The following is a 25,614-nucleotide window of genomic DNA, read 5'->3' on the forward strand; positions in this document are numbered from 1 at the left end:
CTCCTAAATGTTTTTTGGAATTACTTTCATCATTTCGTTTGCCGCACCTTCATCTGTTACCAAGACAGTTTGCAATGGTGCCTGCTTGAAATAAGAAATAAGTGCATTTGCTTTTTTTGCCCCGCCTGCAACCGCAAGTAGATGCTCTATATGTTGAAGCTGGTTTAACTGAACGCCAATTGTTCGAATATGGTGAACTGCTTCACCCTGGTTGTTGAAATAATAGCCAAACGACTCACTGACCGCTCCTCTACTTCTCAGAAGCTCAATCTCCTCGTCACTAGAATTTCTTCTTTTGGCCATTTCTAAAGCATCGCCTATTCCATGAATAATGATGTTCGTCCTTTCATAAAGGTCCATCATTTCTTGAATAAAAGGCTCTTTCTTCATCGTCATATATGCTTCCTCACTTAAGCGGTCAGGTATATATAACGTGCGGTAGGATCCATTCATCTTACTAGCAAACAAAGACGCTATTGTATTTGCTTGTAGCCGGACATCCTTCCCTACCCCTCCTCTAGCTGCAATAAACAACAAGTCCTTCCATCTGGACGACTCCGTCATTGCATGGGAGATGGATGCAATCGTTGACCCACCGGTAACTGCGATAATGTGTTCATTCAGTAAAATACTTTCTAAATACTTTGCAGCCTCCTGCGATAAAAGCATAGATGTATTTGTATCATTATCTACATTTCCCGGAACTATAATCACATCTTTTATATTTAAATATTTTTTTAACATTAGCTCCATCTGCGATCGACCCGACCACAAACGAACTACTTCTTTTAACTCTGTTAATACTTCATTGCCCTCAGCTGTAATCGAAGCTCCCTCACGAGAAACCTCTATCAAGCCTTGAGTCCTTAAAGCGTCCAATTCCTTACGAGTTTCACGCTCGGTTAAGCTTAGCTGTTCACCTAGAACTCTTCGGCCAATACCTTTGGTCAGCTGGATTGTTTGGAGAATACGATACCTCTTCTGAAGCAGGTCACTCATCTCTGGCATAAGCTTTAGTTGCGCACCTAGAAAAGAATCCATTTGTCACATCCCAACCTTATTGGTGACGTTTTTGTCCCACTTACGCCAAAAATGTCCCATCTACTCAAAAAAAATTTAATTTCTATAATCATAATACTTTAATATATTCAAAATAGCAATATTTGTGTTTGGAAGCATCAATTTTCTAATGCTTCCATCAGCGTCACATAGTCTACATTCCCATACTGTATGATTTCCCCTTGATATTCCACAACGGGAATAATGAGCATATACTTTTCATGCAGCTGATCATCCTCTTCTATATTATGCTCTTCTATTTGAAATGGCACGTCCTCTTGGACTAGCTTCAGCATCATTCTCGCATCATCACACAAATGACACCCCGGTCTTGTATAGAAATGGACTAACATTTTCTATACCTCCTTCCAATAACATTTACCTTCACTCATTATAATCCTTTTAGATATCAAAAGCGTGTGTAAAGTTATGCGTACAAATTATTCCTTAATAGGTAAAATAGTAATATAGAAAACAACACAAAATATGCTTGCTTTTTGCTTTAGGTGAGCTATAAGCCATCACCATCGCTAACGCGTCGTACGTGATGTCTTATCTGCCTCCAACTCTCACTGGAGTTGGAGGCTGTCGCTTCAATAAATAAATAAATAAATAAATAAATAACTAGATTGCATGTATTGACTTCAAATTAATTCGTCCCTTCGCAAAAGTCTACTTGGAAGAATCATTTACCTTTATCTTTATTTAAAAACGATACTTTTTAAAGGTTCCTTCGTCTATTGCTTTAAGGGAGGTCAGAAGATGGAAATGGAACAGCTATATAGAGACCACAGCGACCGGGTTTACGGCTACATTTACTTGCTTGTCCGCCATAAAGAATGTGCGGAGGATCTAACACAAGAAACCTTTTATAAAGCATTTAAAGGAGTTGATTCCTTTAATAAGCAGGCTTCTACCGCTACATGGATACTAAGAATAGCTCGCAATGTTACCTATGATTATTTTAGAAGAAAAAGAGTGATTCAATTTTTTTCATTTGAAAAAGAGCATGATTTAGAAACTAAGGCACTTTCACCCGAAGGTAGCTTCGAACAAAAAGAACAGCTTACGAGGATGTACGACTCCTTACGATTGCTAAAAAAAGACTATCAAGAGGTTATCATCCTGCGAAAGGTTCAGGAGTGCTCGATCCAGGAAACCGCCTTCATACTTGGATGGACCGAGGCAAAGGTAAAGATGAAAATGATGCGTGCACTTGAGGCACTAAAAAAGGAATTTCACCAAAAAGGAGGCTATGCAGATGGAACCGTTAAAGGAATTTGATGAGCTTTTCGCGGATATGAAGAATGTCGAGCGTTCTAATGAAGCAAGACGCAACACATGGCTAGCAGTGAAGGGACGAATGGAAAAGAAAAAACGAAGAGTATTTCCAGCCATCATTTCATTAGCAATAGTTGCGATAGCCTCCATTCTAATCATTACGTATCTCATGCCCTCCGAAACAGAGCAAACAGAGCAAGCCGAGCAAATCACGCAGCCTTTTAATAATGATGAAGTTATGATTGCAGTACTAGAAAAAGAATATAATGGACCCGATGAGGAGTTTGAACGTTTAAGGCAAGAGTGGTTTGATCTGCAAAGCAAAACAAGCGTGGAGAGCCAAGAAGAATACGATATGCTATTAGTATCAAAAGAATACAAGGAAATGATGAATTATTACTATTCGAGCTTTGATAAATACTTTACAGAAAATTTGCTGGAAAATGCACTTAGCACAAACATGGTGTTCAAATATAATCCCTATTTAGTTGAAAAAAATATAGTCATCCACATAGAGAGGGTTCAATTAAATCAAGATAAGGATCACCCAAATATTTATCGTCCTATCGTTGAAATTTCCTTAACAAACAGCAAAGGCGAAAAAATCTTTCATACATTAAAAGAAGAATTTATCTTTTCGAAAACAGAACCCGGAAAAATAGGAAGATACAACGGCACAGGCGATGTAGATGGCATACCTTTACGTGATAAAATAGAGAATTTCGATGCCTATGTAAACACTGACAAGTAGTCCAATGAAATTGCACAAAAAGACCAACTCTTTGTTGGTTTTTTTGTTGTCGGGAGCTGTTTTACGACAATGCTGCTCTAGATTACTACAATCGCCTGATGTTTTACGACAATCACAGCCTAGTTTACTACAATGTCTTCGTGTTTTACGACAATCCATTCTCTCGATCAGTCTTCTCTTGGTTTTACTACAATCCATTCACTTTTTACTACAATCACGGCCTAGTTTACTACAATCTCCTGGTGTTTTACTACAATCCATTTTCTCAATCAGTCTTCTCTCCGTTTTTAGTACAATCTCTTCACTTTTTACGACAATCACGGCCTAGTTTACTACAATGCCCCCGTGGTTTTCGACAATCCACTCAACAAAAAAAGAAGAGCCCTCGCTCTCCCCTTGTCCTAGACTTTTAGCATAAACTCCGCTTCGCCCTCATTAAGCTTGCCTGTTTTTTGGAAGCCGAAGCTTTCGTATAGCTTGATGGCTGCTTCGTTATCTGGCTCGGTTGATAAATAGATGCTTTCACAACCATCAAGCTGCTTTATTTCGTTCAAGATTAGCTCAATTGCTTTTCTGCCATAGCCTTTACCTTGACTCTGATGATCGATCATAAATCGGCATAGCCAGTAGTTTGAAGTTTCTTCATCTAACCCGTACATCGTAAAGCCAATAAGCTTGTCCTCCACCTCTATCCCTCTTGTAATCCAACCAGTTTCATAGACTGATTGAACGATGGATAATGCATTGGATGCTACAAATTTTTCTACTATAGTTGCTTTGCCGTCCTCGTTAGTTGATAGAAAGACAATTTTACGCCAGTTATCCTCGTTTATCTCTACTAGTTTCATTTCTACATCCCCTCTCTTTTTATATTTTATCAGAATAATAAAAACTTGAATATGCAGTATAGATTACTATTTGCGCTCGAGACCCCTGTTCCTATTTATCATCCTATAAAGGAGAAAGATTACTAGTGCAATTACGACAACAGTAGGAATAGACAACCGATTAGTATTGCTAGTTGTATAAACTTGTGGTTGTATAGTTTCCTCTTTCAAACCATATTCTCCTATTACTTCATTGTATAAAGCCTGGTATGTGTAGAGAACTGCCTCGTCGATAAAGCCTTGATTCAAATAAGGCATAGTATATCGATCAATTATACGGTCTACTTTTTCGTACGATATCGCTTCCTCTAAATCGCGATCTACTGTTATTTCAACTGTCGGCCCTCCTTGATTGATAGGATTTGCCTCAATCAAAATAACAATGCCATTTTTCTTTCTAACACTTCCTATTTTATTTTCACGTATGACCTCCATGTTGAATTGTTCTGCTGACTGATCACCTATATTATCGATAATCATGACAACCATTTGAGCAGTGGTTCCTTGTTTCAATCTGTTTCCTAATCGCTCTATTTCAAGATTAGTTTCATCAGCTAGATAACCTTCTAAATCTACTAAATAGGAATCTCTAGGAACATTAGGAATGTTAGATGCAGCTCCTGTCGTTAACGGAAATAATAGAGAAACTAATATTATACTAACTAGCAACTGTATAGTTCTTTTCAATAGCACCTATCTCCCTTCAAATTTAACTCTCACCCTTTTATCTATTTAAAGCCTCTATTTTACTTTATTCCAAATATTCAAGACTCATTCATTATATGCGAAAACTATCTTATTAATTTTCAAAGGGAGATGTCTTCCCGTTTTGTGGGTTTAATATAGGAAAAGAGTGGTAATGATGAATAGACTGCAATAAAAAAGGAGGTAAAAACATGGAACAAATACATAAAGAGGATTTAACTCCAAAGGAAGCGGTAGATGCACTCGAACAAATTCAAGGGAAATTCCCTGGAGCAAGAAGAGCCCATGCAAAGGGAGATATGTATGAAGCGGTATTTCATCCGAATGGCAATGCGGTACCTTACACTGTAGCGCCTCACCTTCATAGAGAAGCTGTCTCCGCTACCGTCCGTTTTTCCAATAGCCCGCCTAATCCTGCTTCGATAGATTATCTTACCCCGGCAAAAGGACTGGCTGTTCAATTTCAGCTAGCAGATGGCAGTATCACCAATTTAGTGAGTGCTACTGTGCCAATGTTTGTCACTAGCAGCCCTAGAGAATTTATAGATATGATCGAAATATTCACGGATGAAAAAACAGGTATCAAAACTATTGATAGAGGCCTTGCCATGGTAGAGCTGCTCTCTAAAAAATATCCACATAGCAAAAACGTTATTCAAATCATTAAAGAGCAGGCAAAACAGCCGCCAATAAGCTACGCAGAGCTCCATTATTATCCTATACATGCCTTCTATTTCGTCAATAAAGACGGTGTTCGCCAGGCGATTAAATATGAATGGGTTCCTGTTAATGAAACAAAGGACCCTGCTTTGACAAGTAAATCTCTTTCAGCTAATTATTTGACCGAGGAGCTAGATAACAGATTAAACCAGGCACCGGTCGAGTTTGACCTCGTTATCCGCTTAGCGGAGGATGGCGATAATCCAAACGATGCTACAGATATGTGGCCAGAGGAAAGAAGAAAAGTGAATATTGGTCGTTTGGAAATCAAAAATAAAATACATCATAAGGAAGACATTGTTTTTGATCCAACGATTGTACCGGAGGGCATAGAGCTAACAGATGATCCTATACTACACTTTCGTAGTGGCGCATATGCTGAATCATATGAAAGGAGAAGTAAAAATGAGTAAGGAAAATGCAGGGCATTAAAGCTCGACAAAGCATATACTTTCATATCTTGTAAATAAAAAAACACTCGAAGAATTCGAGTGTTTCTAAATGTTATGGACGCCCCTGGAGGGAATCGAACCCCCATCTCAAGAACCGGAATCTTACGTCATATCCATTAAACTACAGGGGCAAGCGACCTTTCTATTATACAAATGGAATAGGAATAATTCAAGTCAACATTTCTAAGCTTAATATTTGACCTTCCTTGACCATTCCATGTATGATAAAGTTACAACTGAGGTAGAATTTCTCAGTACACAAATAAAAATAAAAAATATAACCACCTTTGAAGGAGGCAATCCAGGATGAATTTAATTCCTACAGTTATTGAACAAACAAATCGCGGTGAGCGTGCCTATGACATCTATTCAAGATTGTTAAAAGACCGCATCATCATGCTTGGTAGTGCGATTGATGACAACGTGTCAAACTCTATCGTTGCTCAGCTTTTATTCCTAGAAGCGGAAGATCCAGAAAAGGATATCTCCATCTACATCAATAGCCCAGGCGGAAGTATTACTGCTGGTATGGCTATCTACGATACAATGCAATTCATCAAACCAGACGTACAAACTATTTGTATCGGTATGGCAGCATCAATGGGTGCTTTCTTACTTACTGCTGGAACAAAAGGAAAACGCTATGCACTTCCAAACGCAGAGGTAATGATTCACCAACCACTTGGTGGAGCTCAAGGGCAAGCAACAGAAATCGAGATCGCTGCAAAACGCATCTTGTTCTTACGCGATAAATTAAACCACATTATGTCTGAGCGCACTGGACAGCCACTTGAAGTCGTTTCAAGAGACACAGACCGCGATAACTTCATGACAGCAGAACGTGCAAAAGAATACGGTCTAATCGATCATATCATCGCACGCAGCGAAATGAAAAAAGACTAATAACACAAAAAAATCCAAGCGAGCTCCTGCTCCCTTGGATTTTTTAATAAAGCTTTTCTGTCAATTTAGTAATGAAAGGTTGTGTAACTATTCTATTTCAAATAACTTCTTTATTAATCATTCTATTTTTAGTAATCTATACCTTCAGCCTACAAAGCAAAATTAGAAAATTAGAAGAACAGCAGGACCTTCATTTTATCGGTGACGAGGATTTAGAAAAACAAATTTTAGAAATGAATAATAACGGCAGTAGCCTAGTGGAAATTGTCAAATTCGTTCGAAATGAAACAAATTTAGGGCTAGTCCCCGCAAAAAAATACGTAGATAAGATCATTAACAACGACTTTTCTTCCTAGCATAAAAGAGTTTACTTTGTATTCTCTTAAAATTGAATAATGAAGCATGACGGAAATTAGATAACTTATTTTTCCCATACGACTTTCTATTCCTACACCACCTATGATTGCAGCGTCAGGCGGCGACTCCAGTGGGATCAGTGAGGCAGATAAGACATCACAACCGCGCGCGTAAGCGACGGGTGATGGCTTATCGCTCACCCCACGGAACGCGTCCGCCTAAAGCGGAAATCTCTCCTCTCTCCTTCATTCTTTTCAAGTAACTATAAATAGTCGAGTAAGTTTTTCCACATGACTTTCTATTCCTACACCACCTGTGATTGCAGCGGCAGGCGGCGACTCCAGTGGGATCAGTGAGGCAGATAAGACATCACAACCGCGCGCGTAAGCGACGGGTGATGGTTTATCGCCCACCCCATGGAAAGCGACCGCCTAAAGCGGAAATCTCTTCTCTCTCCTTCATTCTTTTCAAGTATCTGTATAAATAGTTGAATAAGTTTTTCCACATGACTTTCTATTCCTACACAACATGTGATTGAAGCGGCAGGCGGCGACTCCAGTGGGATCCGTGAGGCAGATAAGACATCACAACCGCGCGCGTAAGCGACGGATGATGGCTTATCGCTCACCCCACGGAACGCGTCCGCCTATAGCGGAAATCTACCAACTATTAGTCATGCTTTTCAAGGAGATACATACGAATAAAAAAAGCTGCCATACAATCCTTACCGGATCATACAACAGCCTTACGATTAATTATTCTGCTTTAGAAATGAATTTAGCTAGTGATTCTACTGCTTCTGCTTCGTCAGAGCCCTCAGCACTTAAAGTGATGGTAGCACCCTTGCTTATCGCTAAGCTCATGATACCCATGATACTTTTAGCGTTTACTTTTTTATCGTCTTTTTCTAAAAACACATCTGCAATATAACGATTAGCTTCTTGTACAAATAATGCTGCTTGTCTTGCTTGAAGTCCTGATTGTAATTTTACCTCGACCTGTTGTTCCGCCATAATCCTTAGCCCCATTTCTTTAAATTGATTCGCCTCTTCTTAATGCATCTGCTATTTCATCCAATTTGCGCAAACGATGGTTTACACCAGATTTACTTACATTTCCAGTGGACACCATGTCTCCTAGTTCCTTTAATGTAACATCCTGATACTCCACTCGCAGACGAGCTATTTCTCGTAGCTTCTCTGGCAATTGGTCTAAGCCGATTGCGTTATCGATAAAGCGGATGTTCTCCACTTGTCGGATGGCTGCGCTGATGGTTTTGTTTAAATTGGCAGTTTCACAATTGACTAAACGATTGACACTGTTGCGCATATCTCGGATGATTCGCACATCCTCAAATTTCAAGAGGGCACGATGAGCTCCAGCAATGCTTAAAAAGTCAGATATTTTTTCTGCTTCCTTTAAATATGCCACAAAACCTTTTTTACGTTCAATTGTTTTTGCATTTAATTCATAATAATTCATTAAATCGACTAATGCGTCGCTATGTGTTTTATATAATGAGTATACTTCTAAGTGGTAAGATGAAGTTTCGGGATTATTTACAGAGCCACCTGCTAAGAAAGCACCTCGTAAGTATGCTCGTTTACAGCAATTCTTTTTGACAAGCTCTGGGGAGATGGAGTATTCGAATTGAAAACCTTCCTTCAAAATCATTAAATCCTCTAGTAAGCTTTTTGCCCCTTCTCTGACACGACAAATATACACATTATTCTTTTTTAATCTCATTTTTTTGCGGACGAGCAATTCCACATCTAACTTATACATTGATTTGATAAGAGTATACAGTCTTCTGGCAATTGCCGCATTCTCTGTTTGAACATCCAGACTTAGCATTTTATTGCTAAATGACAGAGATCCGTTCATTCGGATGAGCGCAGATAGCTCTGCTTTTGAACAGCAGGGCTTTGATTCCTCCTGCGTCATTTCTTTTTTAGTTTCAGAAGCAAACGACATATAACGTTTCCCCCTTTCTTGCAGAACCTATCTTCTTAGATTCTCATTGTCCTGCATATTCGAAAAGCCATTTCGCTACTTCGATTGCATCATGTCGTACTGCGCCATTGTATACGACGGAAATGTCTTTCTTCACGATATCTATGTCTAGTGTCTCTAGCTTATCTAAATCTATTTTAACTGGTGATGCCATCTCTTGCTTATATAAATATTGAACGTTTTCAGGAATCTCTTCCTTACTTATAAGAAGAGTATCTAGGAAGTCTTCTCCTACATGGTCAATAAGCGCCTTTACATGATCATAGGCAGTATAGTTATTTGTTTCTCCAGCCTGCGTCATGAGATTACAAATATACACCTTCTTGGCCTTAGAACGAATGACAGCCTTTCGAATATCTTCTACTAATAGATTAGGCAATATACTAGTATAAAGGCTACCTGGTCCAATAGCTATAATATCCGCTTGGCGAATAAGGTTTATAGCCTCTGGTAAAGGCTTTACATCAGCGGGAGTAATAAATACCTTTTCTATCTTTTTCCCATAGTCCGGTATTTTAGATTCCCCTGTAATAATGGTTTTATCCTCAAATTCAGCATGTAATGTCACTAGCTGATTGGCAGCCGGCAATACTTTGCCATGTATATTAAGCACTCTGCTCATTTCAGTAATTGCATGAGCAAAATCCCCTGTAATAGAGGTTAATGCTGTTATCATGAGATTTCCTAAGGAGTGTCCCTCTAGCTCACTGGAATGTGCAAATCGAAACTGGAACATTTCCTCTACTAGCGGTTCTACCTCTGATAATGCTGCTAAAACGTTACGAATATCACCTGGTGGTGGAATATCATAATCATCTCTCAATCTACCAGAGCTTCCTCCATCATCAGCTACTGTAACGATAGCTGTAATATCTAGCGGAAGCTTTTTTAGACCTCGGAGTAAGGTTGATAAGCCAGTACCTCCACCTAAAATGACTATTTTTTTTCGGTGTTTTGTACGACCCATTTAGTCATTCCTTCCTAATTGTAACGTCTCGATGCGTAATTATAGTTTCGTCATCCGCCTTCAAAAGGTTACCAAAATATTCTGCCAGTGTAACAGAACGATGTTGACCGCCCGTACAACCAAAGGCAATTACAAGCTGCGTTTTTCCTTCTCTTTTGTACTGCGGTATCATAAAGTTGAATAGATCAGTCAGCTTCTCTATTAAAGTCTTCGTGTCTGCCCATTTTAGAACGTAGCTAGAAACTTCTTCATTTAACCCTGATTTCAAACGAAGCTCCTCTATGTAATAAGGATTTGGGAGGAAACGCACATCAAAAACCAAATCAGCATCAATGGGAATTCCGTGCTTAAATCCGAAGGACATGACATTCACCGTAAAGACCTTGCTTCCATTCGAAGAAAATTCCTCTTGAATTTTTTCACGTAGCTCTCGAGGTTTCATCTTTGAAGTATTATAAATGAATTGAGCTCTTCCTTTTAAATCAGAGAGAAGCTCTCTTTCTTTTTTGATGCCCTCTAAAGGCAATCCAGCATTAGCCAATGGGTGGGAACGTCTAGTTTCCTTATATCTTCTGACAAGTACCTCATCCTGTGCATCTAAAAACAGGACCTTCGGAGTTACAGAAGTTGCTTCCTGAAGATGATTAACTGAATCCACCAATGAGTGAAACATTTCTCCGCCTCGCATATCCATTACAGCGGCAATGTTTCGAGGTTGCTGGTTTGACTCAATCATTAGCTTTATAAATGTACTTAATAGTTCGGGTGGAAGATTATCGATGCAATAATATCCTAGATCCTCAAAGCTTTGTATAGCTACTGTTTTTCCTGCTCCGGACATACCCGTTATTATAACGACTTCTGTTTCTTGCTTTGGTTGTGCTTCCACTGTTTATATTTCCTCCCCTGATTGCTGAATAGTTTCACTTATCAATGAAAATTCTGGAGTATAAACGAAGGTACCATACTGCATACCTTTTTCTTTTACAGCGAACAACAGATTAGTACGGTCTCCTTCAGCCATCGGAAGATGTTGTAAGGATTCAACTGGGTGCCATTCAAGCACACCTTCTTTAGTTTCTTTATATGGTGTTCCTTCTATATCTGTTCCGATAAAGGTAAATAACATCCATTCATCTATACGCTTACCGTCTTCTTCAATCACCATAGTATAAATACCTTTTAAACGAGGATTGATAGGCACTGTGTTTGTTTCTTCCGTAAATTCACGTACCGCAGAAACTAGAATGGATTCTCCTTCCTCCATCTTGCCACCTGGCGCTACGTACCAATTTCTACGTGGTTTCTTTAATAAAAGAACTTTGTTGTCTTTACATATAAGTAAGTTAGCGATTCTTTGCACGTATGGTCACTCCATCTTTCACTTTAGTTACATTCTATTATACATGAACTTACACAAAAAGAGACTGCTTCACGACTTAAATCGCAAAACAGCCTGTTCAAAATCTTGCATATATAAAAAGGGGGTCAATTTATATACTTTAATATACACCTTTAATATTTCAGTACAGTTACAGTTAAATTAAGATAAAATTAAATTACACATTTGTTGTATTTTTATCTTTTAAGTGCTCGATATAGTGCTGAGCTGATAATGCAGCAACACTTCCGTCACCTGTTGCTGTAACGATTTGGCGAAGCATTTTGTCTCGAACATCACCAGCGCCAAAGATTCCAGGTACAGTTGTTTCCATTTTTTCGTTTGTCACGATATAACCATTTTCGTTTAAAATACCAAGATTAGTAAATGGTTTAGTTAATGGAAGCATTCCTACATATACGAAGACGCCGTCTGTATCAAATGATTTTTCTGAACCATCCGTTGTAGAGACTAGAGTAACACTAGAAACCTTACCATCTGTTCCATGAATCTCTTTTAATGTTGTATTCCAGATGAAATCAATTTTTTCATTTGCAAAGGCACGATCTTGCAGGATTTTTTGAGCACGAAGCTTATCTCTGCGGTGAACAATCGTTACTTTGTTAGCAAATTTAGTTAGGAAGGCTCCTTCTTCTACAGCAGAATCTCCTCCTCCAACCACTACAAGGTTTTTACCTTTAAAGAATGCACCATCACATACTGCACAATAGCTGACGCCACGACCACCAAGCTCTGTCTCACCGGGAATACCCATTTTTTTGTATTCGGCACCTGAAGAGATGATGACTGCTAACGCGTTATATTCTTTTCCGCTTACTTTAACTGTTTTATAGTCTCCATTATCGATTACCTCGGACACGTCACCGTAAGCATATTCTGCACCGAATTTTTTTGCATGGTCGAACATTTTAGTGGAAAGCTCAGGTCCTAAAATTGTTTCAAACCCTGGGTAGTTCTCTACCTCTTCTGTGTTGGCCATTTGGCCGCCAGGAATTCCACGCTCAATCATTAAAGTGGAAAGGTTTGCTCGTGAAGTGTAAACAGCAGCTGTCATGCCTGCTGGACCGGCACCTATAATTATTACGTCATATATTTTTTCAGTTGTCATCTAAATTCCTCCTACTTACTACATACCAACAATCTAACTAATTTTATATCCTTCATCAACTAATATGCTTAGGAGTCAGAAAAAGGTAAAAATTGGATGAGTTCGTTGACGTATTTCGTGAGTGTTGCAGTTGTAATCCCATATTGCTCGGCAAATTGTTTTTTCGTCACGTTTTTCATACGAGACGAAGCAAACATATACTCCGTAGCGGCTGCTAAAGCACGTGGATTTTTAAATGCGTAAGCACGTTCTAATGCTCTTTCTACTAAAACAAACCACATTTGGAACAGGAAGGTATCTGACTGTTCTAATGGTTTATGAGCGTCATAAAGTAAGTCAGAGGCAGAAATTGCTCTTAAAAAAGCTTTCTCTGCTGGAGACTTTTCATCAAATTTATGGCCTAATGAATTGGCCAAAAACAGTTTTTCCATAGTAGTTAGCTCATCCACTACAATCCATTTAGGATGGGCAATAATTTCCTGGCGATGTCTGGATTTCCCTAAAAGATAGAATCCAAATATACGTTCACTAATATGTTTATCCTGTAGCTTTTCCAATATCAAATTCTTTTGTTCATCACTATCTGGCTCCACTAAATCCTTCATTTGCGGTAGCCAAGGCTCGAAGCCTGCTTTTTCAGGGTCAAGTTTTAAAAGTGCCTTCCAAGCATTGCGGGCAACTTCCTCATGCCCTGCAAAGTATGCAGAGTGCGAGAGCCAAAAGTAAAATCCAGGATCTGCTTCAAAACCTTTTCTCTGTAAGCTTCTCAGCCATTTGAAGGCTTGTTCATATTTACCAATCAACGCAAAGGTAGCACCTAATTTGTATCGGTGCTCGATAAAATATGGATTAATCTTGGACAGGAATTCGATGATTTCATCTAGTTCCTCGGTATTTTTTTCATAATAATGAATTACCGCAAGATTACATAGCGCATGGATGTTCCCTGGGTTTTCTCTTAGAACTTGATGCAGTAAAGCCTTCGATTGCTCCTCTTCCCCTATATAAAAATAGGCAAGGGCCAGATTATTAAAGGCAGCCCAGAAATCAGGATGATCAGCAATTATAGATTCAAGTAGCTCCACGGCTTCCTCAAACTTTCCTTGCTCCATTAAACGTCTCGCCTTTTCCTGTAAAAACAAGGCTTCACTTGATGGAGTATCCAGCTGTAGAGATACGATATCCTCCTGCTCGGTAAAGTCGACGATTTCCATCGCTTCCTCCATATATTCTCCGCTTATTTCTTTTTCTAAATACATTTTGGCAAAGCGATTTGCCTCTATGAAGTTTCCTAAATGAGCATTTACCTCAGCTAAGAAGAATATAATATCCCCTTCGTTTGGGTCAAGCGCATGGGCACTTCTTAATAATTCATGAGCATAATCATATTTATCAAATTCCATTTGCAAAATGGCGTATTGGAGTAAAATCATTGGGTCATCCGGGCTTAAATCAGATGCTCTTTTTAAATACTTATGAGCTTTTTGATACTCATCCTTTTGAAGTTCATCTAATGCTTTTTTATAGTAATATTCGCCAGTCGGCAAGAATGAAATTATATTTTCTTTGTCTATTTTCTTTTTTCTTTTATTATTCAAGATAATCCTCCGAAAAATAATAAGGAACGTTATCACAACGTCCCTTATCAGTATAATCTCAGTATATCATAAAGTATTATTTTTTATGTGATTTCGTTTCATGTCTTTTTTGCAATACTTGTAATAAATCATAATAGCTTACATTTTGGTTTTGCAATAAAACAAGCAAGTGATAGATGAGGTCTGCGGCCTCCCATTTCAGCTCCTCTGCATCGTTATTTTTAGAGGCTATAATTACTTCTGATGCTTCCTCTCCGACCTTCTTGCATATTTTGTCTACACCTTTTTCAAACAGGTAAGTTGTATAGGCTCCCTCTGGCATCGTTTGTTGACGTTCTTCAATAGTTTTTATCAAGTTAGTAAGTACATTATAGCCAGATGCTTCTTCGAATTTTTCTAAGCTCTTATGAAAGCATGTCTCTTCTCCCGTATGGCAAGCCGGTCCACTAGGCAGCACTTCTAGTACGAGTGCATCTGAGTCACAGTCTGTTTGAATCGATACGACATGTTGGGTATTTCCAGACGTTTCTCCCTTGTGCCAAAGCTCTTGTCTGCTTCGGCTAAAGAACCATGCTTCCTTCGTCTCAACCGTTTTTTCATAAGCCTCCTCATTCATATACGCAAGCGTTAAAACCTCTCTTGTAACGGCGTGCTGTACAATTACTGGGATTAGTCCTTTATCGTCAAATGTTAATGTAGCCATGTTAAAAACTCCCCTTCAAGGATTGCTTGTTAATTTATTTTTTGTAACGCATCTGATAGTGTAAAACGGTTATTGTATAACGCTTTTCCTGTTATTACTCCACTTACGCTAGAAATTTTAGCCAACTCGGCAACTGCTCCAATGTCCTCTAAGGAGCTGATGCCACCTGAAACAATAATGGACAAACCTGTAGCCTCGGCAAGTTCTTTATTGGCTTTTAAATTTGGGCCCTGTAGTGTTCCATCTGTCGCAATATCCGTGAAAATGACATGTTTTGCTCCCTTGGAGGCAAAGTATTGGCCTACTTCAACTGCAGATTTACCAGAGGTTTCTAGCCAACCATGAGTTGCTACCATACCATCTTTTGCATCTAAGCCAATGACAATTCTGTCTCCACCATACTCCTCGATCAGTTCGGCAACAAGCTCAGGCTGTGAAATAGCAAGACTTCCAATAATGACACGGCTTACACCGTTATCCAAATAGTAGCTAACATCCTCCTTCGAGCGTATCCCACCACCTATTTGAACTTTAACTGGAAGCTCATTGGCAATTCGAATGACCTCATTTGCATGAATCTTTTCTCCATCCTTTGCTCCGTCTAAATCAACCAGATGAATCCATGTAGCTCCTTCATTTGCGAACTTTTTTGCCATCTCAAATGGAGATTCTCCATAAATCGTTTCTTGGTCATAATCCCCTTGATAAAGGCGTACACATTTACCACCCTTCATATCTATTGCAGGATACACTTGTATCGAACTCATGATATACCTCCTTTATGTGAGTAGACCTTTTGTGGAAGGTACACCCTTCACTCGATCATCTATTGTAATAGCTTCGTCAATGGCACGAGCCAGCGCCTTAAAGATTGCTTCAATCATGTGGTGAGTATTTGCCCCGTAATGAACAATTACATGGACATTCATACGTGCTTCTAGTGCAAACTTCCATAAAAACTCATGGACTAACTCTGTATCAAACGTACCAACCTTTTGTGTCGGAAATTGTGCTCTGAATTCTAAATGAGGTCTGTTCGAAATATCGATAACAACCTGAGCTAAAGCATCATCCATTGGAACAAATGCATTACCGTAGCGTTTGATGCTCTTTTTATCTCCTAATGCCTCTTTTACTGCTTGGCCGAGAACAATGCCTATGTCCTCTGTCGTATGGTGATCGTCAATATGCGTGTCACCATTTGCTTTTATCTTAGCGTTAAACAATCCATGTTTAGTGAACAGGTCTAGCATATGGTCCATAAAAGGAACACCTGTCTCGATTTCAGCCTTCCCCTCACCATCTAGGTTAATATCTACATACACCTTTGTCTCATTTGTCATTCTTTCTATTTGAGCGTTTCTTTGTTTAATCATTTAATAACCCCTTTTCCCAGCTTCTTGATTCAACAGAGCGTGCATGGCCCTCTAATTGCTCTAGTCTAGCCAAGCGAGCGATTTTAGGATATTGCTCCTGCCACATTTCCTTCGAATAATAAACTACGCTTGTTTTTTTAACAAAGTCATCTATATTCAACCCGCTTGAAAAACGGGCAGTACTATTAGTCGGCAGTACGTGGTTCGTTCCTGCAAAATAATCACCTACTGGCTCACTGCTATATCGACCAATGAAAATAGCCCCAGCATGCCTGATTTGCTCGCTTAGCTCTTTTGCATTTTCTGTGATAATCTCTAAATGCTCAGGAGCTAATTCATTTGTTGCTTTAACCGCCTGTTGTAGCGATTCAGCCAAATAGATGCGTCCATAGTTTTCAATAGATGCTCGAGCAATTTCTTCACGTGGCAGCAGTTGTAGCTGTCTTTCCACTTCATCTGACACTTTTTGTGCTAATCGCTCACTAGTGGTTATTAAAACAGAGCTTGCAAATGGATCATGCTCCGCCTGTGCTAGTAAATCGGCAGCTACCTCATCGGCAAAGGCTGTATCATCAGCGATAATAGCAATCTCACTAGGTCCTGCAATCATATCAATAGCTACCTTGCCAAACACTTCTCTTTTCGCAAGTGCCACATAGCTGTTACCAGGTCCTGTGATTTTATCGACAGGCTTAATGGATTCCGTTCCATATGCAAGTGCTGCAATCGCCTGGGCTCCTCCTACCTTGTAGATTTCGGTAATACCTGCGATTTTAGCTGCAACTAAAACCGAAGCAGGTAGCTTCCCGTCCTTAGAGGGTGGAGATACGATGACTACTCGATTTACTCCTGCGACTAGTGCTGGAATGGCGTTCATGAGAACAGAGGATGGATACGCTGCTGTTCCTCCAGGAACGTATAACCCAACAGCATCTAGTGGGGAAATTCTATATTGAATATACGAGTTTTTTTCTAAAGCAAGGTCAATATTTTGTCTGATTTGCTTCTCGTGAAACAGCCGAATGTTATCTGCCGCTTCCTTTAAATCTTCTACTAACTGAGGTTCAAAGCTGAGGAATGCCTCTTCCATCTCCTCATCGGACACTTTCAAATTTGAAAGCCTTACCCCATCCCATTTTTCTGTATAAGCGAATAACGCTTGATCTCCGTTTTCTTTCACATCGGAAATCACCTCACGTACAGTTGTCACATGATCGATATTTGCCTGTTCCATAGACCGCTGTAAAGAAATGGTGTCTGTAAGCTTTTCTATTTTCATCGTGGCATTCCCTACCTTTTTAGAAGTTCTTTATTTAGCTTCGCAACGAACGCTCGAATTCGCTCGCTTTTTACTCGATAGCTTACCGGGTTAACGATTATCCTAGATGATATATCGACAATTTTTTCATATTCTACTAATCCATTTTCCTTTAACGTTTGTCCTGTAGATACAATGTCGACGATACGATCGGCAAGGCCAATCATTGGAGCTAGCTCAATAGAACCGTTCAGTTCAATGATCTCCACCTGCTCCCCTTTTTCCTTATAAAAATTGGTCGCAATCGTTGGATATTTAGTAGCAACACGAGGAGCTATCTCATTCATAACAGTATTCGGCAACCCTGCTGTCGCAATATAGCATTTACTAATATGCAAATCTAATAGTTCATGCACGTCCCGATGCTGCTCTAGCAAAACGTCCTTCCCCGCTATTCCAATGTCGGCAACCCCATGCTCCACATAAACCGGAACATCCATGGGCTTTGCCAGAATAAATTGTATCCTCTCATCCGGTGCCTCTACGATCAACTTACGAGAATCACTAATTTCGGCTGGTAAGTTAAATCCTGCGTCGATAAATAATTGATATGCTTCTTCAAAAATACGACCTTTAGGCATTGCAATCGTTAATTCATTCACTTGCAGAACCACCTTCTACTACCTTAATTATTTCATGAAAACTATCTTGATAGGCTTCTATGTCATGGACACTGTCCTTATATTGAAGGGTGACACGCTCTCCATTATTTCTTCTTGCCTCCGCTAGCACATTAGCCTTCAGGAATGAGCCCTTATCAAATAAAAGAAGCGTATGCTTTTCATCAGTTGCCTTTTTAGGCAATACTTCTAACAAGCGATCAACCCGTATTCCAAAGCCCGTAGCTCCCACGCTTTGTTCAAATTGCCTAAACAGCTCGTCATATCTTCCCCCATTGCCAATTGGAAAACCACTTCCTTCTGCATGAATTTCAAATAACATACCTGTGTAATAGCTCATATGACTCGCCAATGAAAAATCAAACGAGTAAATAGCAGGATCACTCAGTTGTACTTCTAAAAGCTTCTTTAGTTGTTCAATCTGATCCAATAAATACTGTTGTTCGTCTGTCAAAAGCTGTCTAAAATCTTCCCATGATTTAGACTCTAGCGTATAATCTACAAGCTTTGTCAAATTCTCCTTTTGTGTGTCTGTCAGCTTCAAGTCATCTAGCATTTGTACAAATCCTACAAAGTTCTTTTCTACTAGGAGCAGTCTAAGTGTTTCGACTTGCTCTAGCTTGCTAGTATTGTTAGAAAGAATTGCTGTCAGTATTCCAGCATGACCAATAGTAATTTGGAAGTTCTCCACGCCTAACGCTTTAATGAGTTCTACTGCGGTATAGATAATTTCACTGTCTCCATAAGCACTAAAATCACCAATCAGCTCTAGGCCCAGCTGTTCAAATTCCGCTGGTCTTCCGCCTTCACGTTGCTGTGCACGAAAGACGTTAGCATAATAAGCTAAACGTAATGGATTTTTTTCCTTTAAAAGCTTTGATGCTGCAATTCTAGCAATCGGTGTTGTCATATCAGGTCTAAGAACAAGCATCTCACCTTGATTGTCCACCAACTTAAATAATGAGGATCCATCGATTGCAGATGCTTTCCCAATGGTTTCAAAATACTCTACCGATGGCGTTTTGATAAAGTCATATCCTTTGTTTCGAATAAATTCTCTCGCTATAGATCTTATGTATTCTTTTTGCTCATTAACCTCTGGAAATGAGTCTCGCATCCCAAGCGGCTTTTCAAACATTTGAATTTTACTCAATGGTTTCACCTCTTATTTTAAATACTTTACTATGCTAGAGTGCTAATATAATAAATTAAGTAAATTTTATACTATTTCATACTATTCGTCAACTTCAGAACGTTATCGAAATCAGTAGGATTTTGAACAAGCTTACAGCTTCATTCAATAAGTAATAAAAAGCTTGAGATTGGAGGACAATCTACTATTTATATTATTTGTACTAATGCTTTGTGAATCGCTTCCGAAGACTGATTTGTAGTGTAGAGATACTAAGAGCTTGCTCAACTCAGCTAAAATATTTGAAAAAGAAAAAAAGTACCTGCTTAATGATTAAGCAGATACTTCTTAGATTTTATATTTCCAATACTTCTATTAAATATACCTAACGATTTGTTCAAGAGGAAGGCGTGAAGATCCGTATGCAGGAGCAGCTGCTTCTCCTATAGCAATAAGTAAAATTGGTACTTCATTTGGAAGTAAGTTAAATTTTTCAGCGAATTTGACTTTATCAAAGCCACCCATTGGGACTGTGTCGTAGCCCATATCTTTAGCTAATAACATAATTTGCATGGATATAAGTCCTGCATCAAAATGTACAATATTTTTCATTGTTTCTTGAGGTAAGTTTCCGTACAAGGCAAGAGAATTTTTTATCATTAAATCAGCTAATTCTCTCGGCATAAATTTTTGTTCATAGTTAGCGTCATATATTTTTTCTGCATTTTTGTACATTTCTAAATCTCCGAGTACAGCTATTATTGCTGATGAAGTCTCCACTTGTTCCTGATTATTAGCAATCACACGTAACTCTTTTTTTACCTGTTGATCTTCAATTACTATAAAACGCCATGGCTGCATATTACTTGAAGAAGGCGCTGTAATCGCTTTTTGTAACAAAGTTTGTATTTCTTCATGAGGAATAACGACATTTTCTTTATATTTACGAACTGACTTTCTTTCGTGGATTAATCGGTCGATTGTTGTTTGTGTTTTTGGCATCTTAGATACCCCTTTCAAATGAATTATTTCGAAGTTTCAAGGAATGTCGTGTATTTTTCCTTTTAACTATTTAGCATTTCTGTGTTATCAATTAACTTTTTCACTAATATTTGAAGTTGCTTTATCTCTTGATCTGTAAATCCATTAAATAATTCATCAATAAATTGATTTTTATCTAAATCACAGTTCTCTAAAGTGCTTATACCGGCATCTGTAATCTCTACAATCACTTCTCTATTATTTTGCTTATTTCGATTGCGAACAACAAAGTTCTTCTCTTCCAGTATTTTCAAGTGTCTTGTAATTGCTGCTTGATCAATTTTCAACGTTTGCTGTAACTCTATTTGGGAAAGCTGTGCTCGTTCGAATAATGTGTGTAACATTTCATACCTGGTGAAACTAATACCAGTTCTTTTTTCAAAGTTTTGCGCTACTCGTCTATCAATACTTTGAAGCATAAGCAATGTTTGTTTTATTTCTTTAAAGGATTTAGTCATCGTTCCCCTCCTTACCCCTTGACGAATCAACTCTTGACTAATCAATCATTGACTCGTCAATTATATCTCAGTAAAAATATTAATCAAGTATTTTGCTTGAGAGAATTAGTTGGTAGTTTTTATCATATAAAAACTACACCTCCCCTTGTTAGTAAAAATCTAACAGTGGAGGTGCAGCTCTTTTCTAACATTAAATAGTTTTTTACTTTGCATTACGCTCTAGCATTTGTTCCTTCGTATAAATAATACTCATTGGGTTGCCTCCTACGAAGCAGCCCTCTGGCACGTCAGCATTTACTAGTGTTGCCGCAGAGATAATAGCGTCATTTCCTATTGTTATCCCAGGTAAAATAGTGGAGTTAGCGCCTATTAATACGCGATCTCCGATAATAACATCGCCAATTCGGTATTCATCAATTAAATATTCATGTGCCAATATCGTTGTGTTGTATCCTATAATCGTATTATTCCCTACTTTAATTCTTTCAGGAAACATAACATCTACCATAACCATTAAAGCAAAAGAAGTTTCCTTTCCAACTTCCATTCTTAAAAAAGTACGATAAAAAAAGTTTTTCCAGCTTAAAAAAGGTGAATATCTCGCTGCCTGGATAAAAATAAAATTTTTTATCACCTTCCAAAAAGGTACCGTATCGTATACATGCCACAGGGAATTAGCTCCCTTTACAGGGTATCTCTCCGTTTTTCTCATAAGAGCTGCCCTTTTTTTATTGAAAGTAAATCACTGATATGCTGTAGCATATAGGTTGGATCAAATGTTGCCAAGAATTCCTCACCCTTTATAGACCAAGCTACAGCGGCAGTATCTACCCCAGCTCGTTGCCCACCAACTATGTCATGAAAATTGTCACCAATCATGAGGGCGTCTTCCTTACTAACATTCAATCGTTCTAGGGCAAGCAGAATAGGTTCAGGATCAGGCTTAGTATTTGATACGTCTTCATATCCCACGATCGTGTCAAATAATGACTGACATCCAATAAGCCGAAGCCCTCTATCAATCATGGATCTTCTCTTAGTAGAAACGATTGCTAACTTATAGCCCTGATTCTTTAATTTTTGAAGGGTTTCGACAACCCCATCGAATGCTGTAACCATTTGATCGTGCTGTTCCTCATTCCACGCCCTGTATGACAAAATAAGTGACTCAGTTTGCACTGGATCAATTCCATCAAAGGTTTCCCGAAGTGATGGCCCTAAAAAAGGTATTACACTTTCTCTATCATATTTCCCAGGAAATTTATCTCCTAAAATATGTAAAAAACTTTCAATTATGAGCTCATTAGTATTTAACAACGTTCCATCAAGATCAAAAAGCAACGCTTTATAGGTTGTTCCGTTCATGTTGTAAGCACTTCCTTGGTTCTTTTCTGTTCTGATTTCCGCCAAATATAGGCGACAATAATCGTCAAGACAAAAGCCGTAATCAATCGAATGAGCAAGAGAGGTAAAATTGGAATTCCTAATGGAACAAAAATTAACGTATCCTCTACAACGGCGTGACATGCCACTAAAAAGATGAATGCTAAAGTTGCGTCCTTCTTACTTACTCCGTCCTCCTGAACCGCTTGAATCATTACTCCTGCTCCATAAGCAAGACCAATCACTAGACCAGCGACTAGAGTCATGGAAGCATTCGGCTGCACACCAATTACTTTGGTGAAAGGTGCCAGTTTATCTGAAAACTTTTGTAAGTAATTTCGGTCCTTTAAAAATTGGATGATTACCATAAGTGGAATAACAATTAGAGCAAGCTGCAAAACACCAAATGTAGCTTTTTGAAGACCGAGTAAAATAATTTCCAACCAGCCATCCGGTATGTTTTGTGTTGCAGTAACTACCCCATACTTTGCTACCTCGCCACCACCTTGCCATACTAGGTTAATAACAACCGCTGAAACTATAGCGAGTCCGAATCGGACAACTAATACGATCCATAGCTTCACTCCAACCTTTAAAGCAACTCCTGTTTCAATAAAGATATTATGGGAGAACGATAGCATGGTTGCTAATATAAATACTTCCTTCACGGATAACTCTAGAGACAATATTCCTGCTATACCTGCATAAAGATTTAATGCATTTCCTAGGACAAGTGGAATAGCTGCTTCTCCACGTAAGCCTATTAACCCCATAAAAGGCTCTATAAATTGTATTATCCATGGCAAAACAGGAGTGTGTTGCAAAATCACTACTATTAATGTTATTGGAAAGATAACCTTACTTAACGTCCACGTTGTTTTTAGACCGGCAGACAATCCCCTTTTAAGAGTCCCCATTTCCATACCCAATCCCATCTTTCTTACTTGTCTTGATAACGCACAACTGGCTTAACCATTATTCTTCTATAAACAAATATAATAATTGCTACTGCAATAGTCACTAGTGATACAACCTGTGCAGTACGCAAATCACCTATTAAATATAAACTATCTGTACGCATTCCCTCGATAAAGAAACGTCCAACTGAATACCATGTTAAATAGAAGAGGAACATTTCTCCGCGACGCAAGTTCACCTTACGAAGGAACAGCATAATAATGACTCCAATCAAGTTCCAAATAGACTCATAAAGGAATGTCGGGTGATAATATTTTCCCTCAATATACATTTGCTCTATAATCCAGTTTGGAAGGAATAGGTTTTCTAAGAAAGTTCTCGTTACCTCTCCACCATGTGCTTCCTGGTTCATAAAGTTACCCCAACGGCCAACTAACTGACCAATCAAAATACTTGGTGCCAATATGTCTGTAACCTTCCAGAAAGAACTCCGACGTTTTCTCGTAAAGAAGTAAGCAGTTAAGAACGATCCTATTAAAGCACCGTGAATCGCTATACCACCCTCCCATATTTTAATAATATTCTCTGGGTGCTGACTATAGATATCCCACTTAAATATTACGTAGTAAATACGTGCACTAATAATAGCGATTGGAACAGCCCAAAGAAGTAAATCGGTTAAATAATCCGGATGAAATCCTCTTTTTACCATTTCACGCTGTCCAACTATAAATGCAAGTACGATTCCAAATGCAATAATTATACCGTACCATCTTACTTCTAGCGGTCCTAATGAAAAAGCGACCGGATCAATTGCCTGTAGAATATTCATAAAAGCTCCTCTCAACCAAATATATTATTTAAAATTCTCCATTTTGGTTTATAACATCGTCTAATCGCTTTGCAAAATCCTCTGCTGCATTAACACCCATTTTTTTCAATCGGTGATTCATGGCAGCAACTTCTATGATGACCGCTAAATTTCGACCTGGTCGAACTGGGACCGTTAGCTTAGTCACTGCAGTATTAATAATCTCCATTTTCTCTTCCTCAAGACCTAGTCTGTCGTAAGTTTTCTTTTCATCCCAGATTTCTAGCTCGATTACAAGAGTGATTCGTTTATAGCTTCGAATGGCGCTAGCACCAAACAGTGTCATAATATCTATTATACCTAATCCACGAATCTCCAAAAGATGCTCAATCAATTTTGGGGCGCTTCCTACTAAAGTGTCCTCGCCCTCCTGTCTGATTTCCACGCAATCATCCGCAACTAACCGATGTCCCCTTTTCACTAATTCTAGGGCTGTCTCACTTTTACCTACACCGCTTTTTCCAGTGATCAATACACCTACACCATATATATCTACCAATACTCCGTGAACAGCAGTAGTAGGTGCTAGCATACTTTCCAAATAATTCGTAAGCATACTAGAAAATCTAGTGGTCGGCATGCTAGTAGTTAGAACAGGCACCGAGTTCTCGTTAGATGCTATAATTAACTCACTGGGAACCTCCATGCCATGAGCAACAATAATAACAGGTGTGTCCTGTGCACAAAGCTTCATCATCCGGTCAGATCTTTCTTTAGGTTTGAGTAATTCAAAAAAGGAAACTTCCGTTTTTCCCATTAACTGAATGCGATCGGAAGGATAGTGCATAAAGTAACCAGCCATTTCTATACCAGGTCTTGAAATATCACTTATAGAAATGTGTCGTCCAATACCCTCTTGTCCGCTAACTAAGGACAAATTAAATTTCTCTTGTATATCTTTTGTCGTAACATGAGACACATTTTCCACTCCTTTTACCCTCTGATAAACTTAGTTCTTATTTTAGCATGAATAAACATTGAATTAGTATCCATTTATCTTTTCTCTTCCTATTTATTAGTTAAAAGGAGTGAAGCGTATTGAGGATTATATTAGATGCAGGTCATGGCCCAGAAACAGCAGGAAAAAGAACCCCCGATGGTAAGATGAAGGAATTTGAGTTTAACAGTGCGGTCACAAGATTAGTTAAGAAAGAGTTAGATAACACCGGAATCGTAGTTATTTTTAGTCATTCTGATGATGTCGATGTACCATTACGAGAGCGAACTTCCCTTGCGAACAAATTAAAAGTACAAGCTTTTATTTCCATCCACGCCAATGCATATGGGAGCAATTGGAATGAAGTGAACGGTATAGAAACCTTCACGTATTTGAAGCCTTCCGCCGATTCTATTTTACTAGCAAAACATATTCATGAATCCCTCTGTATCTCTGTGGAACGGAAAAATCGGGGGGTTAAACAGAAGGATCTAGCTGTTGTACGAGATACTATCATGCCAGCTATTCTAGTGGAATGTGGTTTTATGACGAACAAAGAGGAAGCAAGGCTTCTGCAATCCGAAGAATATCGTTTAAAATGTGCACAAGGAATTGCCACTGGAATAAAGATTTGGGTAAAAAATAAAAACTAAA

At 38.7% G+C, this 25,614-nt stretch carries 30 protein-coding genes and 1 tRNA gene; 6 read left to right on the forward strand and 25 right to left on the reverse strand.

The annotated features are described in order from the left end of the window. Positions 1–3: 3 nt before the first annotated feature. Positions 4–1,041, reverse strand: a complete 1,038-nt coding sequence (locus tag MKY94_RS15365; RefSeq protein WP_144538796.1) for a sugar-binding domain-containing protein — start codon at positions 1,039–1,041, stop codon at positions 4–6. Between the two features lie 137 nt (positions 1,042–1,178). Beyond that, positions 1,179–1,412, reverse strand: coding sequence for a glutaredoxin family protein (locus tag MKY94_RS15370; RefSeq protein WP_342577324.1), 234 nt, complete (start codon positions 1,410–1,412; stop codon positions 1,179–1,181). Positions 1,413–1,821: 409 nt separating this feature from the next. Here MKY94_RS15370 and MKY94_RS15375 point away from each other — a divergent pair, with 409 nt between their 5' ends. Continuing rightward, the gene (locus MKY94_RS15375; RefSeq protein ID WP_342577325.1) at positions 1,822–2,343 is read left to right on the forward strand and encodes an RNA polymerase sigma factor; all 522 of its coding nucleotides are present in this window, start codon (positions 1,822–1,824) and stop codon (positions 2,341–2,343) included. After that, positions 2,321–3,091 (forward strand): hypothetical protein, encoded by a 771-nt coding sequence (locus MKY94_RS15380; RefSeq protein ID WP_342577326.1) that lies wholly within the window; start codon positions 2,321–2,323, stop codon positions 3,089–3,091. The genes MKY94_RS15375 and MKY94_RS15380 overlap by 23 nt, the downstream gene beginning before the upstream one ends. Positions 3,092–3,492: 401 nt before the next feature. Here MKY94_RS15380 and MKY94_RS15385 read toward each other — a convergent pair whose 3' ends face one another. Together MKY94_RS15385 and MKY94_RS15390 are read right to left on the reverse strand one after the other, a co-directional pair. After that, positions 3,493–3,939, reverse strand: a complete 447-nt coding sequence (locus MKY94_RS15385; RefSeq protein WP_342577327.1) for a GNAT family N-acetyltransferase — start codon at positions 3,937–3,939, stop codon at positions 3,493–3,495. A 66-nt stretch (positions 3,940–4,005) separates the two neighbouring features. Beyond that, on the reverse strand, positions 4,006–4,665 hold the full coding sequence (locus tag MKY94_RS15390; protein ID WP_342577328.1) for a TPM domain-containing protein: 660 nt from the start codon (positions 4,663–4,665) through the stop codon (positions 4,006–4,008). Between the two features lie 209 nt (positions 4,666–4,874). Here MKY94_RS15390 and MKY94_RS15395 point away from each other — a divergent pair, with 209 nt between their 5' ends. Next, complete coding sequence (locus MKY94_RS15395; protein ID WP_151113134.1) at positions 4,875–5,816, forward strand: catalase family peroxidase; 942 nt, start codon at positions 4,875–4,877, stop codon at positions 5,814–5,816. Positions 5,817–5,914: 98 nt separating this feature from the next. Here the strand turns inward: MKY94_RS15395 and MKY94_RS15400 are convergent. Then, positions 5,915–5,986 (reverse strand) — tRNA-Arg (locus tag MKY94_RS15400). A 175-nt stretch (positions 5,987–6,161) separates the two neighbouring features. Here MKY94_RS15400 and clpP point away from each other — a divergent pair. Then, on the forward strand, positions 6,162–6,758 hold the full coding sequence (gene clpP / locus MKY94_RS15405) for an ATP-dependent Clp endopeptidase proteolytic subunit ClpP (protein WP_144538955.1): 597 nt from the start codon (positions 6,162–6,164) through the stop codon (positions 6,756–6,758). Between the two features lie 71 nt (positions 6,759–6,829). Then, a complete protein-coding gene (locus MKY94_RS15410) occupies positions 6,830–7,114 on the forward strand; it encodes a hypothetical protein (protein ID WP_342577329.1) in 285 nt (94 codons plus the stop codon). 756 nt (positions 7,115–7,870) lie between these two features. Here MKY94_RS15410 and MKY94_RS15415 read toward each other — a convergent pair. The 20 genes from MKY94_RS15415 to hprK all read right to left on the reverse strand — a co-directional run bounded on the left by MKY94_RS15415 (position 7,871) and on the right by hprK (position 24,942). Then, entirely contained in the window at positions 7,871–8,128 is a 258-nt protein-coding gene (locus tag MKY94_RS15415) for an HPr family phosphocarrier protein (protein ID WP_144538959.1), read from the reverse strand. A gap of 19 nt (positions 8,129–8,147) precedes the next feature. Then, positions 8,148–9,089 carry a DNA-binding protein WhiA gene (gene whiA, locus MKY94_RS15420; RefSeq protein WP_144538961.1) on the reverse strand — a complete coding sequence of 314 codons (942 nt, stop codon included), beginning with the start codon at positions 9,087–9,089 and terminating at the stop codon, positions 8,148–8,150. A gap of 43 nt (positions 9,090–9,132) precedes the next feature. After that, entirely contained in the window at positions 9,133–10,095 is a 963-nt protein-coding gene (locus MKY94_RS15425; protein ID WP_144538963.1) for a YvcK family protein, read from the reverse strand. Between the two features lie 4 nt (positions 10,096–10,099). Next, complete coding sequence (gene rapZ / locus MKY94_RS15430; RefSeq protein ID WP_144538965.1) at positions 10,100–10,984, reverse strand: RNase adapter RapZ; 885 nt, start codon at positions 10,982–10,984, stop codon at positions 10,100–10,102. 3 nt (positions 10,985–10,987) lie between these two features. After that, positions 10,988–11,458: an 8-oxo-dGTP diphosphatase gene (locus MKY94_RS15435; protein WP_342577330.1), complete on the reverse strand. Its 471-nt coding sequence runs from the start codon at positions 11,456–11,458 to the stop codon at positions 10,988–10,990. 196 nt (positions 11,459–11,654) lie between these two features. Beyond that, positions 11,655–12,605 carry a thioredoxin-disulfide reductase gene (gene trxB, locus MKY94_RS15440; RefSeq protein WP_144538969.1) on the reverse strand — a complete coding sequence of 317 codons (951 nt, stop codon included), beginning with the start codon at positions 12,603–12,605 and terminating at the stop codon, positions 11,655–11,657. Positions 12,606–12,673: 68 nt separating this feature from the next. Then, positions 12,674–14,203, reverse strand: a complete 1,530-nt coding sequence (locus tag MKY94_RS15445; RefSeq protein WP_229654023.1) for a tetratricopeptide repeat protein — start codon at positions 14,201–14,203, stop codon at positions 12,674–12,676. Positions 14,204–14,279: 76 nt separating this feature from the next. Beyond that, entirely contained in the window at positions 14,280–14,906 is a 627-nt protein-coding gene (gene hisIE, locus MKY94_RS15450) for a bifunctional phosphoribosyl-AMP cyclohydrolase/phosphoribosyl-ATP diphosphatase HisIE (protein WP_144538971.1), read from the reverse strand. A 29-nt stretch (positions 14,907–14,935) separates the two neighbouring features. Continuing rightward, positions 14,936–15,673 carry a 1-(5-phosphoribosyl)-5-[(5-phosphoribosylamino)methylideneamino]imidazole-4-carboxamide isomerase gene (gene hisA / locus MKY94_RS15455; RefSeq protein ID WP_154310102.1) on the reverse strand — a complete coding sequence of 246 codons (738 nt, stop codon included), beginning with the start codon at positions 15,671–15,673 and terminating at the stop codon, positions 14,936–14,938. 12 nt (positions 15,674–15,685) lie between these two features. Further along, on the reverse strand, positions 15,686–16,282 hold the full coding sequence (gene hisB, locus MKY94_RS15460) for an imidazoleglycerol-phosphate dehydratase HisB (RefSeq protein ID WP_151113122.1): 597 nt from the start codon (positions 16,280–16,282) through the stop codon (positions 15,686–15,688). Further along, on the reverse strand, positions 16,275–17,561 hold the full coding sequence (gene hisD / locus MKY94_RS15465) for a histidinol dehydrogenase (protein WP_154310101.1): 1,287 nt from the start codon (positions 17,559–17,561) through the stop codon (positions 16,275–16,277). Before hisD ends, hisB begins: the two co-directional genes overlap by 8 nt. Before the next feature lie 11 nt (positions 17,562–17,572). Further along, positions 17,573–18,202, reverse strand: a complete 630-nt coding sequence (hisG, locus tag MKY94_RS15470) for an ATP phosphoribosyltransferase (protein ID WP_154310100.1) — start codon at positions 18,200–18,202, stop codon at positions 17,573–17,575. Next, complete coding sequence (locus tag MKY94_RS15475; RefSeq protein ID WP_342577331.1) at positions 18,195–19,382, reverse strand: ATP phosphoribosyltransferase regulatory subunit; 1,188 nt, start codon at positions 19,380–19,382, stop codon at positions 18,195–18,197. Before MKY94_RS15475 ends, hisG begins: the two co-directional genes overlap by 8 nt. 345 nt (positions 19,383–19,727) lie before the next feature. Beyond that, positions 19,728–20,354: a nitroreductase family protein gene (locus MKY94_RS15480; RefSeq protein WP_342577332.1), complete on the reverse strand. Its 627-nt coding sequence runs from the start codon at positions 20,352–20,354 to the stop codon at positions 19,728–19,730. A gap of 62 nt (positions 20,355–20,416) precedes the next feature. Further along, on the reverse strand, positions 20,417–20,851 hold the full coding sequence (locus MKY94_RS15485; protein ID WP_151113113.1) for a MarR family transcriptional regulator: 435 nt from the start codon (positions 20,849–20,851) through the stop codon (positions 20,417–20,419). Positions 20,852–21,053: 202 nt separating this feature from the next. Next, complete coding sequence (locus tag MKY94_RS15490) at positions 21,054–21,563, reverse strand: acyltransferase (RefSeq protein ID WP_144538987.1); 510 nt, start codon at positions 21,561–21,563, stop codon at positions 21,054–21,056. Then, entirely contained in the window at positions 21,560–22,216 is a 657-nt protein-coding gene (gene ppaX, locus MKY94_RS15495; protein ID WP_342577333.1) for a pyrophosphatase PpaX, read from the reverse strand. The genes MKY94_RS15490 and ppaX overlap by 4 nt, the downstream gene beginning before the upstream one ends. Then, positions 22,213–23,151 (reverse strand): nucleoside recognition domain-containing protein, encoded by a 939-nt coding sequence (locus MKY94_RS15500; RefSeq protein ID WP_191697665.1) that lies wholly within the window; start codon positions 23,149–23,151, stop codon positions 22,213–22,215. Before MKY94_RS15500 ends, ppaX begins: the two co-directional genes overlap by 4 nt. A 23-nt stretch (positions 23,152–23,174) precedes the next feature. Continuing rightward, on the reverse strand, positions 23,175–23,984 hold the full coding sequence (lgt, locus tag MKY94_RS15505; RefSeq protein ID WP_144538991.1) for a prolipoprotein diacylglyceryl transferase: 810 nt from the start codon (positions 23,982–23,984) through the stop codon (positions 23,175–23,177). 28 nt (positions 23,985–24,012) lie between these two features. Next, positions 24,013–24,942, reverse strand: a complete 930-nt coding sequence (gene hprK, locus MKY94_RS15510; protein ID WP_144538993.1) for an HPr(Ser) kinase/phosphatase — start codon at positions 24,940–24,942, stop codon at positions 24,013–24,015. A gap of 119 nt (positions 24,943–25,061) precedes the next feature. On the opposite strand from hprK, the gene MKY94_RS15515 reads away from it, so the two are divergent. Then, positions 25,062–25,613: an N-acetylmuramoyl-L-alanine amidase gene (locus MKY94_RS15515; protein WP_342577334.1), complete on the forward strand. Its 552-nt coding sequence runs from the start codon at positions 25,062–25,064 to the stop codon at positions 25,611–25,613. Position 25,614: the final 1 nt, after the last annotated feature.

Origin of the sequence: Psychrobacillus sp. FSL K6-2843 (genome assembly GCF_038626375.1) — a bacterium.
Lineage (GTDB): Bacteria > Bacillota > Bacilli > Bacillales_A > Planococcaceae > Psychrobacillus > Psychrobacillus faecigallinarum.

Coding starts and splice junctions, on each gene's coding strand:
- hisD (WP_154310101.1), bottom strand. CDS start 17,561: ATGAAAATAGAAAAGCTTACAGACACCATTTCTTTACAGCGGTCTATG.
- MKY94_RS15365 (WP_144538796.1), bottom strand. CDS start 1,041: ATGGATTCTTTTCTAGGTGCGCAACTAAAGCTTATGCCAGAGATGAGT.
- MKY94_RS15380 (WP_342577326.1), top strand. CDS start 2,321: ATGGAACCGTTAAAGGAATTTGATGAGCTTTTCGCGGATATGAAGAAT.
- MKY94_RS15485 (WP_151113113.1), bottom strand. CDS start 20,851: ATGACTAAATCCTTTAAAGAAATAAAACAAACATTGCTTATGCTTCAA.
- hisA (WP_154310102.1), bottom strand. CDS start 15,673: ATGAGTTCGATACAAGTGTATCCTGCAATAGATATGAAGGGTGGTAAA.
- MKY94_RS15385 (WP_342577327.1), bottom strand. CDS start 3,939: ATGAAACTAGTAGAGATAAACGAGGATAACTGGCGTAAAATTGTCTTT.
- MKY94_RS15490 (WP_144538987.1), bottom strand. CDS start 21,563: ATGAGAAAAACGGAGAGATACCCTGTAAAGGGAGCTAATTCCCTGTGG.
- MKY94_RS15410 (WP_342577329.1), top strand. CDS start 6,830: ATGAAAGGTTGTGTAACTATTCTATTTCAAATAACTTCTTTATTAATC.
- hisB (WP_151113122.1), bottom strand. CDS start 16,282: ATGATTAAACAAAGAAACGCTCAAATAGAAAGAATGACAAATGAGACA.
- trxB (WP_144538969.1), bottom strand. CDS start 12,605: ATGACAACTGAAAAAATATATGACGTAATAATTATAGGTGCCGGTCCA.
- whiA (WP_144538961.1), bottom strand. CDS start 9,089: ATGTCGTTTGCTTCTGAAACTAAAAAAGAAATGACGCAGGAGGAATCA.
- MKY94_RS15425 (WP_144538963.1), bottom strand. CDS start 10,095: ATGGGTCGTACAAAACACCGAAAAAAAATAGTCATTTTAGGTGGAGGT.
- MKY94_RS15415 (WP_144538959.1), bottom strand. CDS start 8,128: ATGGCGGAACAACAGGTCGAGGTAAAATTACAATCAGGACTTCAAGCA.
- MKY94_RS15375 (WP_342577325.1), top strand. CDS start 1,822: ATGGAAATGGAACAGCTATATAGAGACCACAGCGACCGGGTTTACGGC.
- MKY94_RS15395 (WP_151113134.1), top strand. CDS start 4,875: ATGGAACAAATACATAAAGAGGATTTAACTCCAAAGGAAGCGGTAGAT.
- ppaX (WP_342577333.1), bottom strand. CDS start 22,216: ATGAACGGAACAACCTATAAAGCGTTGCTTTTTGATCTTGATGGAACG.
- lgt (WP_144538991.1), bottom strand. CDS start 23,984: ATGAATATTCTACAGGCAATTGATCCGGTCGCTTTTTCATTAGGACCG.
- hisIE (WP_144538971.1), bottom strand. CDS start 14,906: ATGGCTACATTAACATTTGACGATAAAGGACTAATCCCAGTAATTGTA.
- MKY94_RS15480 (WP_342577332.1), bottom strand. CDS start 20,354: ATGCCAAAAACACAAACAACAATCGACCGATTAATCCACGAAAGAAAG.
- clpP (WP_144538955.1), top strand. CDS start 6,162: ATGAATTTAATTCCTACAGTTATTGAACAAACAAATCGCGGTGAGCGT.
- MKY94_RS15500 (WP_191697665.1), bottom strand. CDS start 23,151: ATGGGGACTCTTAAAAGGGGATTGTCTGCCGGTCTAAAAACAACGTGG.
- MKY94_RS15370 (WP_342577324.1), bottom strand. CDS start 1,412: ATGTTAGTCCATTTCTATACAAGACCGGGGTGTCATTTGTGTGATGAT.